General features: G+C 72.0%; 9 protein-coding genes. 2 read left to right on the plus strand and 7 right to left on the minus strand.

Annotated features, from left to right (window positions below; genetic code table 11):
* Positions 1–116 precede the first annotated feature (116 nt).
* The gene (secA, locus tag PZ894_RS22375) at positions 117–2,936 is read right to left on the minus strand and encodes a preprotein translocase subunit SecA (protein ID WP_275748195.1); all 2,820 of its coding nucleotides are present in this window, start codon (positions 2,934–2,936) and stop codon (positions 117–119) included.
* 173 nt (positions 2,937–3,109) lie between these two features.
* Between secA and PZ894_RS22380 the strand changes: the two genes are divergently transcribed.
* Entirely contained in the window at positions 3,110–3,691 is a 582-nt protein-coding gene (locus tag PZ894_RS22380) for a TetR/AcrR family transcriptional regulator (RefSeq protein ID WP_275748197.1), read from the plus strand.
* A gap of 10 nt (positions 3,692–3,701) precedes the next feature.
* Entirely contained in the window at positions 3,702–4,811 is a 1,110-nt protein-coding gene (locus PZ894_RS22385; protein ID WP_275748199.1) for a glycosyltransferase, read from the plus strand.
* On the opposite strand, the gene PZ894_RS22390 is transcribed toward PZ894_RS22385, so the two are convergent.
* The 6 genes from PZ894_RS22390 to mtrB all read right to left on the minus strand — a co-directional run bounded on the left by PZ894_RS22390 (position 4,765) and on the right by mtrB (position 12,176).
* Entirely contained in the window at positions 4,765–5,973 is a 1,209-nt protein-coding gene (locus PZ894_RS22390) for a crosslink repair DNA glycosylase YcaQ family protein (RefSeq protein WP_275748201.1), read from the minus strand. The two genes, PZ894_RS22385 and PZ894_RS22390, sit on opposite strands and share 47 nt — an antisense overlap.
* 153 nt (positions 5,974–6,126) lie before the next feature.
* Entirely contained in the window at positions 6,127–6,810 is a 684-nt protein-coding gene (locus PZ894_RS22395; RefSeq protein ID WP_275748203.1) for a response regulator transcription factor, read from the minus strand.
* 123 nt (positions 6,811–6,933) lie between these two features.
* On the minus strand, positions 6,934–7,557 hold the full coding sequence (raiA, locus tag PZ894_RS22400) for a ribosome-associated translation inhibitor RaiA (protein WP_275748398.1): 624 nt from the start codon (positions 7,555–7,557) through the stop codon (positions 6,934–6,936).
* A gap of 406 nt (positions 7,558–7,963) precedes the next feature.
* Positions 7,964–8,719 (minus strand): phosphoribosyltransferase family protein, encoded by a 756-nt coding sequence (locus PZ894_RS22405; RefSeq protein WP_275748205.1) that lies wholly within the window; start codon positions 8,717–8,719, stop codon positions 7,964–7,966.
* An 83-nt stretch (positions 8,720–8,802) separates the two neighbouring features.
* Complete coding sequence (locus PZ894_RS22410) at positions 8,803–10,548, minus strand: LpqB family beta-propeller domain-containing protein (RefSeq protein WP_275748206.1); 1,746 nt, start codon at positions 10,546–10,548, stop codon at positions 8,803–8,805.
* On the minus strand, positions 10,545–12,176 hold the full coding sequence (gene mtrB, locus PZ894_RS22415) for an MtrAB system histidine kinase MtrB (RefSeq protein WP_275748207.1): 1,632 nt from the start codon (positions 12,174–12,176) through the stop codon (positions 10,545–10,547). Before mtrB ends, PZ894_RS22410 begins: the two co-directional genes overlap by 4 nt.
* Between the last annotated feature and the right edge of the window lie 6 nt (positions 12,177–12,182).

A 12,182-nucleotide genomic window follows, 5' to 3' on the forward strand; every position in this document is an offset into this window, starting at 1 on the left:
CCCACGCATCGGCGAGCGAAGCCGCCACCCAGCTCGAAACCACCCGTGAGTCGGTGGTTTCGAGACGGGACTCCGTCCCGCCTCGACCACCGTGCCGGCTCGACCGCCGACGTCGTTCAGGACACCCGGGCCGTCAGTCCCGTCGGGCCGCCGGGGCGGCCGTGGCACATCTTGTACTTCTTGCCCGAGCCGCAGGGGCACTTGTCGTTGCGACCGACCTTCGCGAACTGGTCCTCGGCCGGGGCGTCCTCGGTCTTGACCTCGGCCTCACCGACCTCCGAGGGGGCCGAGTAGGCGAGCTTCTGCGGGGTCGCGGGCCGCTCGAGGCCCCTGGCCCGGATGCTCGGCTGCTCGGCGGACGGCAGGGTCCGCGCCATCGGCTCGACCGCGTCCTCGTCCTCGTCCTCGACCTCGAAGTCGACCTCGCCCTCCGGCTCCTCCTCGACCTGGACCTCGAGGTTGAACAGGAAGCCGACGGACTCCTCCTTGATGCCGTCCATCATCGCGGCGAACATGTCGAAGCCCTCGCGCTGGTACTCGACCAGCGGGTCGCGCTGCGAGTAGGCCCGCAGGTAGATGCCCTCGCGCAGGTAGTCCATCTCGTAGAGGTGCTCGCGCCACTTGCGGTCGAGCACCGAGAGCACGACCCGGCGCTCGAGCTCACGCATGACCGGCTCGCCGATCTCCTGCTCGCGGTCGTCGTACGCCGTGTGGGCGTCGGCCTGCAGCGCGGTGATCAGCTCGTCGCGGTCGACGTGGTCGACGCCGCCGGCCTCCTCGACGATCGCCTTGTGGTCGAGGGCCACCGGGTAGATCTGACGCATCGCGTTCCACAGCGCCTCGAGGTCCCACTGCTCGGCGATGTCCTCGGTCGCGCCGTTGACGTAGCCGGCGACGGTGTCGTCGAGGAAGCCGCTGATCTGCTCCTGGAGGTCCTTGCCCTCGAGGACCTCGCGGCGCTCTGCGTAGATCACCTTGCGCTGGCGGTCCATGACGTCGTCGTACTTGAGGACGTTCTTGCGGGACTCGAAGTTCTGCGACTCGACCTGGCCCTGGGCGTTGGCGATCGCGCTCGTGACCCGCTTGTTCTCGATCGGGACGTCGTCGGGGATCTTCAGGACCTGGAGCACGCGGTCGACCCAGTCGGACTTGAAGAGCCGCATGAGCTCGTCCTGGAGCGAGAGGTAGAAGCGCGACTCGCCCGGGTCGCCCTGACGGCCGGAGCGCCCGCGGAGCTGGTTGTCGATGCGGCGCGACTCGTGGCGCTCGGTGCCGACGACGTAGAGGCCTCCGGCGTCGCGGACCTCGTCGTGCTCGGCGGCGACCTGGGCCTTGATCCGCTCGACCATCGCGGGCCACGCCTCGTCGTACTGCTCGGCGGTCTCGCCACCGGGCTCGAGGCCCTGCCGGCGCAGCTCCTGGTCGGCGAGGAACTCGACCGAGCCGCCGAGCATGATGTCGGTGCCGCGGCCGGCCATGTTGGTCGCGACGGTGACCGCGCCCTTGTGACCGGCCATCGCGACGATCTTGGCCTCGTCGGCGTGCACCTTGGCGTTGAGCACGGAGTGCGGGATGCCGCGCTTGCGCAGCTTCTGCGAGAGGTGCTCGGACTTCTCGACGGAGACGGTGCCGACGAGGACCGGCTGACCCTTCTCGTGGCGCTCGGCGATGTCGTCGACGACCGCGTCGTACTTGGCCTCCTCGGTGCGGTAGACGAGGTCGGCCTGGTCGATGCGGGCCATCGGCTTGTTGGTCGGGATGGGGACCACGCCGAGGTTGTAGATCTTGTCGAACTCCGACGCCTCGGTCATGGCCGTGCCCGTCATGCCGGAGAGCTTGTCGTAGAGACGGAAGAAGTTCTGGAGCGTGATGGTCGCGAGGGTCTGGTACTCCTCGCGGACCTGCACGCCCTCCTTGGCCTCGATCGCCTGGTGCAGGCCGTCGTTGTAGCGGCGCCCGGCCAGCATCCGGCCGGTGTGCTCGTCGACGATGAGCACCTCGCCCTCCATGACGACGTACTCCTTGTCGTTGCGGAAGAGCTCCTTGGCCTTGATCGAGTTGTTCATGAACGAGATGAGCGGCGTGTTCACCGAGTCGTAGAGGTTCTCGATGCCGAGGTGGTCCTCCACCTTGGTGATGCCCGGCTCGAGCACCGAGATCGTCCGCTTCTTCTCGTCGACCTCGTAGTCGACGTCCTTGTCGAGCTTGCGGGCGACCTTCGCGAACTCGGCGTACCACTGCACGTCGTCCTGCGTCGGGCCGCTGATGATCAGCGGGGTGCGCGCCTCGTCGATGAGGATCGAGTCGACCTCGTCGACGATCGCGAAGCTGTGGCCGCGCTGGACGCACTCCTCGATGGAGCCCGCCATGTTGTCGCGCAGGTAGTCGAAGCCCAGCTCGTTGTTGGTGCCGTAGGTGATGTCGCAGTTGTACGCCGCGCGCCGCGCGTCGGGACGCATCTCGGGCAGGATCACGCCCACGGTGAGGCCGAGGAAGTTGTGGACGCGGCCCATCATCTCGGACTGGTACTTCGCCAGGTAGTCGTTGACCGTCACGATGTGGACGCCGTTGCCCCCGAGCGCGTTGAGGTACGCCGGCAGCACCGCGACCAGCGTCTTGCCCTCACCGGTCTTCATCTCGGCGATGTTGCCCAGGTGCAGCGCGGCCCCGCCCATGACCTGGACGTCGAACGGCCGCAGCCCGAGCACCCGGCGCGACGCCTCCCGCGCGGTCGCGAAGGCCTCGGGCATCAGGTCGTCCAGCGACTCTCCGTCGGCCAGCCGCTGCCGGAGCTCGTCGGTCATGCCCCGCAGCTCGTCGTCGCTCATCGCGACGAAGTCGTCCTCGATGGCGTTGACGGCCTGGGCCACGGCCTCGAGCTGGCGCAGGATCTTGCCCTCGCCGATGCGGAGGATCTTGTCGAGAATGGCAGGCACTGGTCCAACTTCCTGAGGTCGCCGTCGGAAGCCCGGTGTCAAGGAGCGGGCGGCGCCACTCTACCCAGCGGGACCCAGCCTCCGAAGCCGTGTAGGTCTCGCGGAGCCGCGCGCAATATTCATGTCAATTGGGGTTGACATGAATGGTCCATTTCGCGTCAATTGTCACTGTCATGAAAACGACGCGCCGCTACACGATGACCGCCAGGGCCGAGGCCGTGGAACGCACTCGGCTCCGGCTGCTCGACGCCGCGATCGAGCTCGCCGAGACCCGACTGGTCTCCGAGATCTCGCTCGACGACATCGCCGCCACCGCTGGCGTCAGCGTGCAGACGCTGCTGCGCCACTTCGGCAGCCGGGCGGGGCTGATCGAGGCCGCCCGCCGGCACGCCCTCACCGTGGTCGGCGAGGAGCGGCGCACGCCCATCGGCGACCCCGACGCCGCCGTGCGCACCGTGCTCCAGCACTACGAGCGACGCGGCGACACCGTGGTCACGATGCTCGCCCAGGAGCACGCCGACGCCGCGACCCGCGAGGTCACCGACGCCGGCCGGGCGTTCCACCGGGCATGGGTGGCGGAGGTCTTCGGACCGCTGCTCCCCGACGTAGGCGCGGAGCGCGAGGTGCTGACCGACCTGCTCTGCGTCGCGACCGACGTCTACACATGGAAGCAGCTGCGCCGTGACCGCGGCCTCGGCCCGGCCGCCACCGAGACCCGGGTCCGCGCGCTGGTGCGCGCGCTCCTGCCTGCCTGAGGGAGAAGCCATGTCCGCACTGCTCTTCGTCACCTGGGACGGCGGCGGCAACGTGCCGCCGGCCACCGCGCTCGCCCACGAGCTGGCCCGGCGCGGCCACGCCGTGCGCTTCCTCGGCCACCCCTCCCAGGAGCGGCCGCTGACGTCGCAGGGCTTCGCCTTCGTGCGGCCGCGGCACGCGCGCGCCTTCGACGCCACCACGGACTACCGGCCGCTCCGGATGCTCGGCGTCCTCGCCGACGTCGGGATGGGCCGCGACCTGCTCGACGCCGTCGCGGCAGAGCCGACCGACCTCGTCGTCATCGACTCGCTGATGTTCGGCGCGCTGGACGCCGCGCGCCGGGCCGGGCTGCGCTACGCGGTGCTCGAGCACATGTACGCCGCGGCGTACCGGTCCGGCATGCTCGGCGGGCCGATGGGCCTCAACCTCAGGCTGCGCGGGCTGGCACCGGCCCGCGCGCTCGACGACGCGGCCCTGCGCCTGCTGATGACGCTGCCGCAGCTCGACCCCGCTCCGGCCGTCGCCAACCTGAGCCAGGTCGGCCCGCTGGCCACCTGGTCACCGCGCGTCGAGGCCGAGCCGACGGTGGTCGTCGGGCTCAGCACGTTCGGCTACCCCGGGATGGCCCCCGTCCTCCAGCGGCTGGTCGACGCGACCGAGGGGCTGTCCGCGCGGGTCCTGGTGTCGACCGGACCGACGATCGACCCCGCGGCGCTGCGCACTCGACCCGGGGTCGAGGTCCATCGCTGGCTCGCGCACGGCGAGAGCCTGCCGGGCGCCTCCGTGCTCGTCACCCACGGCGGCCACGGCTCGACGATGGCCGGGCTCGCCCACGACCTGCCGCTGCTCGTCGTGCCCCTCGACGGCAAGTCGGACCACGAGGTGGTCGGGCGGAGCATCGAGCGGGCCGGCGCCGGGCGGATGATCGGACGGCGGGCGAGCGCCGGGGACCTCCGCGACGCCCTGCGGTCGCTGCTCGAGGAGCCTGCCTACGCGGCAGCGGCCGGCCGCCTGGGCGCGGCGATCCGGGGGACCGACGCCGTCGGCGACGGGGCGACCGCGCTGGAGGCGCTCAGCAACGGAGCGCCGACGCCAGGTCGCCCCGCGGCTCGACCGTGACCGACGCCAGGCCGAGCCACCGACCCAGGCGGACGAGCTCGGCCGACAGCTCCTCCGCGGTCTCCGGCGGCGCGCCCGGCTCGGCGTACGCCGCCTTGACGACCAGCCGGCCGGCGCCCGCGTCGAACTGGCGGTCGGCCTTGAGGTCGACCCGCGCCACGATCCGGTCGCCGAGGAGGAACGGCAGCACGTAGTAGCCGTGCACCCGCTTCTCGGCCGGGACGTAGATCTCGATCCGGTAGTGGAAGTCGAAGAGCGCCTCGGTGCGCGCCCGCTCCCAGACGACCGGGTCGAAGGGGCTGAGCAGGGCACGGGCGGCGACGCGACGGGGCACGCGCGCGTCGCGATGGAGGTACGCCGGGCGCTTCCAGCCGTCGACGGTCACCGGCACCAGCTCGCCCTCCTCGACGAGCACGGCCACCGCCGTCGCGGTGTCGGCGACCTCCATGCGGTAGTAGTCGCGCAGGTCCTGCACGGTCGCCACCCCGTGGGAGCGGGCCGCCCGACGCACGAGCTCACGCGCCGCCTCCGCGCGCGTCGGGACGGGCCGGGCGAGGACGGCGGGCGGGACCACCCTCTCCGGGAGGTCGTAGCGGATCTCGAACTGGCTGTTGCGGCTCGCGATCGCAACCTGTCCCGACGTGTAGAGGTAGTCGAGCATCCGGCGGGTCTCGGACCAGTTCCAGCCCCAGTTGTCCTTCTCCCGGGGCATACCGTCACCCACCCACGAGGCAGCGTCTCGGGCGGTGGCGGCGCCCCGCTCGGCGATCTCGGCCAGCAGGGTCTTCTCCAGGACGTCGTTCTCGGCGACGAACCCCCACTTGCCGCGCTTGGCGCGGTAGTCGTCCATGCGGTGCTGCATCACCGGCCAGAGCTCGACCGGCATGTAGGCCTGGACGTGGGCCCAGTACTCCACGATCCGCCGGGGCCGCCGCTCGGCCGCGCGGCGGAGCAGCTCGACGTCGTAGGGGCCCATCCGCGAGTAGAGCGGCATGTAGTGCGCGCGCTGCAGCACGTTGACGGAGTCGACCTGGAGGACGCCGGTGCGCTCCAGGGTGCGCTGGAGGGTGCGCAGCGTCGGCACGGCGTGCGCCTTGTCGAGGAACCCCTGGGCCGCGAGGGCGATCCGGCGCGCCTGGGGAAGGGAGAGCGAGTCGACCACCCGTGAACTCAACCACGACGCACCGACAGTGGTTGCGGCTGCTTCCCGGCTCACCGGGTTTCGAGACGCGTCACGCAGCCCGTCGCAGGCTCCGGTCTGCGTCGACCCTCCTCAACCTGACTTGCCGTAGACCGGCCTCGTTCCTCGGCCGGTCTACGGCAAGTCAAGCAGCTTCTCCTTGACGGCATACATCACGGCCTCCATCCGGGAGTGCAGCTGGAGCTTCTCGAGGATGTTGCGCACGTGGTTCTTCACCGTGTTGTCGCTGATGTAGAGCTCCTTGGCGATCTCGCGGTTGTTCATGCCGCGGGCGACCAGCCGGAGCACCTCGAGCTCGCGGTCGGTGAGCCGCAGGCCGGAGGTGTGGTCGCGCTCCGGACGCGACATCTGCTTGAACTCGTCGATGAGCTTGACCGCCATCGAGGGGCTGATCAGCGACTGCCCGTCGGCGACGACCCGCACGGCCTGGGCGACCTCCTCGATCGAGGAGTCCTTGAGCAGGTAGCCGGCGGCACCGCTCTTGACCGCCTCGTAGAGGTCGGCCTCCTCGTCGGAGACGGTCAGCATCACGATCTTGGCCGAGGGCACGGCCTCCTTGATCGCCAGGCACGCCTCGATGCCGGAGCGCTTGGGCATCCGGATGTCGAGCAGCACCACGTCGGGCGCCGTGCGCTCGGCGAGGGCGGTCCCCTCGACGCCGTCGCCCGCCTCGCCGACCACCTCGACGCCGGGCTCGGCGCTGAGCAGCATGGTCAGCCCGCGCCGGAACAGCTCCTGGTCATCGACCACCAACACACGGATGGGCTCCCGCCCCGCCTCCGTCGTCTGCTCCGCCACGGGGGCATCATGGCACGACCGGACCCCTGAGTGCCCACATCCGGGGGATCCGACACGACGGCGGGATGACCCGTCCGGGCCACCCCGCCGTCGTTCCACGTCGAATCGGTCTCCAGCGGCGCCTCAGTCGATGGCCCCCACGTCGAGCGAGATGACGCCGTAGTCGTAGCCGCGGCGGCGGTAGACGACCGACGGACGCTCGCTCTCCTTGTCCACGAACAGGTAGAAGTCGTGACCGACCAGCTCCATCTCGTAGAGGGCCTGGTCGAGCGTCATCGGCTCGGCGGCATGGGTCTTCTCGCGGACGACGAGCGGCCCGTCACCGGTCACGGTGATCGGACCGACCTGGCGCTCCTGGGTGACCACGTCGTCGGTCGTCTTCTCGACCGGAGGCGCGCCGTTCGCGAGCGCCTGACCCACGGAGACGGGGGTCTTCCCGCCCCGGTGGACGCGCCTGCGATCCGATGCCCGCCTCATCTGGGTGGCCATCTTGTCGAGCGCCAGGTCGAGCGCGGCCATCTTGTCGGCGGCACTTGCCTCGGCCCGGATCACAGGACCCTTGGAGAGCGCCGTCAGCTGGAGGCGTACCGCACGATCCGCCTGCCGCGGGTTGCGTTCGCACTCCACCTCGACGTTCACCCGGATGATCCGATGATCGTGCTTCTCGAGCCTCGACAGCTTCTCTTCCACGTGACTGCGGAACCGATCAGACAGCTCGCAGTGCCGACCCGTGACCACAACTTCCATGTGAACCTCCCGATTGCACACTTGCTTCTCGGCGTTTCGGCGGTCAGCTCCAGCCGTACCCTCCTCGGGGTACGCCGGAGCACCGGTGCCCCGCGGGGCCCGGCGTCGGGGAGGAGTCCGTCCGGCCGACCTGGTCTTCGACCCCACAATCGCCTGCTGAGGCGCTCGCAGCTTCTCTGCCACTACTGACCTTCTCCCGGCCATCGCCGCATCTGACGACGACGCCGGGGCAGGACTTACCACTAAGCCGCACCGTGATCGACGGTTCGCCCCGCGGGGCGGAGCAGACCGTCTTACGTGGACCGCTTTGCCTGCGACTGGCATCGGCTAGCCGGCCCGGCGCCCGGGTGGACCGGGGCGCCTGGACGACGCAACCACGGACCCGGACGGACTCCATGCAGAGACGTTAGTCCGTCGCCCAAGGAGACGAAAGGGCCGGAGGTCCATTGGCCGGGATCCTGCGGCGTGTCGCGGCCACCGCGGCCACGGCGACCACCTCCAGGCCCACCGCCTCGAGCGCGCGCTGAGCCTCACGGAGGGTGGCTCCGGTGGTCACGACGTCGTCGCAGACCACGACGCGGGCCCGGGTACGCCGGGCCGCCAGCGCTCGCAGCCCGGCGGCGGGACAGTGCATCGAGCCGGCCAGGTTGACCGCCCGCGCGGCGGCGTCGAGCCCGGCCTGGTCCAGGACGCCCGTTCGGCTGCGCAGCACCGGGGCGACGGCGACGTCGGCGCCGGAACGCCGCAGCAGGCGCGCCGCACGCGTCGTGATCCGCAGCGTCGGGTCGTGGCCACGCGCTCGTGCGGTGCCCCGACGCGACGGCACCGGCACGAGCACCACCGGACCCGGCGGCTGGTCGGCGAGCGCGGCGCGGACCGCCTGGACGAGCAGCCGGGCCAGCGGGTCGCGCAGCCCGAGCAACCGGCGCTCCTTGTGGCCGAGCAGCAGGTCCCGGACGACCCCGGCGTACTCCCCCGCCGCGAACGGCGTCGCCAGGCCCGGGGGGACCGGGTCCGGCCAGGCCGGGACCGCGCCGACCGGCAGTGCGTCGGCACAGGCCGGGCAGAGCACCCGGCCCGAGCGCCCGCAGCCCGCGCACCGACCGCCGAGCAGGAGGTCGGCGGCCGCGTCGACCACGCCGACCCAGGAGTCGCGGAGCACGCACCGATGCCACCACCGGCACCGCGCCAGCTCAAGGCCGTCGTCGCCGCACTGTGGATCGGCCCCAGTCGATCGGCGGAGAATCACCCGACGTAGGTGATGCCCGTCGTCCCCTCGGCCACCGGAAGCGTCTGGCGGCCGTCGGCCGAGAGGTTGGTCAGGGCCCGCCGGCTCACGCCGAGAAGGGGGTCGTCGGCCGCCGGGGAGCCGGCGAGCGAGCGCACCGGGCCCTCGCGCGTGGTCGAGCTGCCGTCGGGCGCGGGCGACCCGTCGACCGAGGCGGCGTGCAGCTGGGCCAGCGAGGTCGAGGCGAACGGGCTGAGGATGCCCAGGAGGGTGGGTCGGCGCCACGCGATCGCGCGGATCGGGAGGTCGCGGTCGGGATCGCCCGAGATCCGCCGCGCGGGCGTCGCCCAGAGCACCCTGCCGCTGCGGTCGCGGGCGACCCGGCTGAGGCGGAGCACGTCCCCGGCGGGCGTGCGCACGACCGCGATCAGCCGGGTGCCGTCGCGGGAGACCACGAAGCCGCGCACCTGGCGGCCGCTGACACCGGGCACGTCGAGCTCGTGGTGGCGCTGTCCGTCGACGTAGGACACCACGGCGCCGGCGGCGGTCCGGTCGACCAGCCACATCCGGTCGGAGGCGTCCCACGCGGGCTTGAGGAGATCGGTCGCGCCGGTGACCACCGTGCGCACCTCGCCCTCCTCGGTGCCGCTGACCGGCGCGACGACCACCGAGCTGCCGTCGTCGCTCACGCCGGCGGCCCGGCTCGCGGTGAGGCTCACCCCGACGCTCCGCACCCCGAGCGCGTCGGCGCCCATCGGTCCGCTCACCGGCTCGAGGGTGCCGTCGGTGCCGGATGCCAACCGACCGTCCCGCAGTCCGTAGAGCAGCGGGCTGGCCTGCCAGCCGCTCGGGTCGTACTCGCTGCCGCCGTCGACCCGGTAGGCGCTGACACCGCCGGGCAGCGGGACGGCCTCCCCGTCGATCGAGACCCGCAGGGCCTCGATGGCGGTCTCCTGCCGCAGCGTCCACGCCAGCTGGGCCATCATCAGCTCGATCGACTGCGGAGTCAGGTCACCGGCGTCACCCTTGAGCGCGATGTCGGCGACGCCCTCGTCGGAGATGGGGACCGAGAAGTTGGTCAGGCCGGGCGGGATGAAGCTGCGCACCACGCGGTCGAGGCCCTCACCGGGCCCGAGCAGCAGCGCCTGGGTGAGGGTGCTGGCGAGCTGCTTGCCGGTCGGCACGTAGACCGGCTCGGGCGCGAGGATCGACGCCGTCGGGTCGAAGTAGTAGAGCGAGACCTGGCGGTAGCGGCGGGCGAACCACGACTCCGGCACGATCAGCGCGTTGGGCGCCCGGTCGATGCGCCACTCGCCGTCCTCGAAGGCCATGGGGACCTCGAAGGTGTGCCGGCCGCGGGGCAGCGGCCCCTGCCAGGCGCCCTGGGCGTCGAGGCGCACGGGATCGCTGAGCGAGACCGAGACGCCCACTCCGCTCTCGGTGACGCGGGGCGTCCCCGCGTAGGTGATCGTCTCGTCGTCGGGCGTCCACGACGCCGCGGCGTCCTCGGTGAGGAACTCCCGCGCGGTGTTGGTCTGGATCGGCGTCGCCTGCATCGCGGCCAGGAAGCCCTGGACGATGCCGGCGCGGGTGTCGCCGGTCTGCGGCGGGCGCGGGTCGATGTAGACACCCGGGTCGCCGGCGTCGCCGCCACCGGACTGGGTCTCGACGACCGGGCCGTCGGTGGGTATCCCCACGCACCCGCCGAGCATCACGGCGGCGGCCAGGGTGGCGACGGCGACGAGAGTACGCCGGGACCTCATGTGACGGGCTCCGTCACGTCGACCGGCACCAGTGGCAGCGGGCTGTGCCGCAGTACCCCGCCTGCCCGGCGCGGCAGCGACAGGCGGAACTGCGCGCCCTCCCCCGGCCGGCCCCACGCCTGGAGCCAGCCGCCGTGGAGGTGGGTGTCCTCGAGCGAGATCGACAGGCCGAGGCCGGTGCCGCCACTGGTGCGCGCCCGCGCGGGATCGGCGCGCCAGAACCGGTTGAAGACCATCGCCGCCTCGCCCGGCGCCAGCCCGACGCCGTAGTCGCGCACGGTGATCGCGGCCGCGTGGTCGTCACCGGCGACGGTCACGACGATGTCACCACCCACCCGGTCGGTCCCGGTGTGGTCGATGGCGTTGGTGACCAGGTTGCGCACGACGCGCTCGATGCGGCGCACGTCGGCCTCCGCCAGGCAGGGGTGGCCGGGCGCCTCGACGACGATCCGGACGCCGCGCTGCACGGCCAGCGCCTGGGTGGCGTCGACCACGCGGTGGGCGACGTCGACGAGGTTGAGGTCGTCGAGCTCGAGGACGGCCGCACCGGCGTCGAAGCGGCTGATCTCCAGGAGGTCGGCGAGCAGCGTCTCGAACCGATCGAGCTCGGTCTGCAGCAGCTCCGCGGCCCGCGCCGTGGCCGGGTCGAAGTCGCGACGCGCATCGTGGAGGACGTCGCCGGCCATCCGCACCGTCGTGAGCGGCGTGCGCAGCTCGTGGGAGACGTCGGAGACGAAGCGGCGCTGCAGCCGGCTGAGCTCCTCGAGCTGACGGATCTGGCGCTGCAGGTTGCTGGCCATCTGGTTGAACGACGTCGCGAGCCGCGCCAGGTCGTCCTCGCCCGACACGCGCAGCCGCTCCTGCAGCTGCCCGGCGGCGAGACGCTCCGCGACGCGGCGGGCCATCCGGATCGGGGTGACGACCTGACGGGTCACCAGCCAGGTCATGCCGGCGACCAGCACGACCAGCAGCACCGCAGCCGTCAGCAGGGCCCTGGTGACCAGCGCCATCGTCTCCTCCTGCTCGTCGAGCGGGAAGAGGTAGTAGAGCGTGTAGGTCTGCGCGTCGGCCGGGAGCAGCACCTGCGAGCCGACGACGATGCCCGGCCGCTCCGTCGTCACGCCGGTCACGTCGGTGCTGCGGATCGTGGTGTAGGTCCAGGCCGTCGGCGCCTCGTCGTCGAAGTGCTCCTCGAGGTCCAGCGGGACACTGCCGGTGTCGAGGCCCTGCGAGAAGTTCGTGCCGCCGTCGGCGATGCGGCCTCCGCCGCCCGTCGGACCCGCGAGCACCACCGAGAAGCCGCGGGTCAGGCCGGCCTGGATGATCGAGTCGGCGAGCTGGGTCTTCTGGCCGGCGACGTCGGCGTCCGTGCCTCGCGCGGCCTCGAGGCGCTCGCGGGCCTCCGCGGTCTCGTCGTTGGCCTCCGCGACGACCGCCTGGACCCGGTGGTCGAGCAGGCCGTCGCGGGTCTGCTGGAGCAGGAACCACCCGACGACGCTGATCACGGCCGCGGAGAGCAGCACGGTGCTGGCGACCACCCGCGCCTGGATGGAGCGGCGCCAGAAGGTCAGCGCGCGGCGTACCGGCTCAGGGAGCCAGTGCGACCCGCGGGGGCGCAGGTGCAGCATCGCGGT

This window comes from Nocardioides sp. YIM 152315 (genome assembly GCF_029210375.1).
GTDB lineage: Bacteria > Actinomycetota > Actinomycetes > Propionibacteriales > Nocardioidaceae > Nocardioides.

Coding starts and splice junctions, on each gene's coding strand:
- PZ894_RS22380 (WP_275748197.1), top strand. CDS start 3,110: ATGAAAACGACGCGCCGCTACACGATGACCGCCAGGGCCGAGGCCGTG.
- PZ894_RS22385 (WP_275748199.1), top strand. CDS start 3,702: ATGTCCGCACTGCTCTTCGTCACCTGGGACGGCGGCGGCAACGTGCCG.
- raiA (WP_275748398.1), bottom strand. CDS start 7,557: ATGGAAGTTGTGGTCACGGGTCGGCACTGCGAGCTGTCTGATCGGTTC.
- PZ894_RS22410 (WP_275748206.1), bottom strand. CDS start 10,548: ATGAGGTCCCGGCGTACTCTCGTCGCCGTCGCCACCCTGGCCGCCGCC.
- mtrB (WP_275748207.1), bottom strand. CDS start 12,176: ATGCTGCACCTGCGCCCCCGCGGGTCGCACTGGCTCCCTGAGCCGGTA.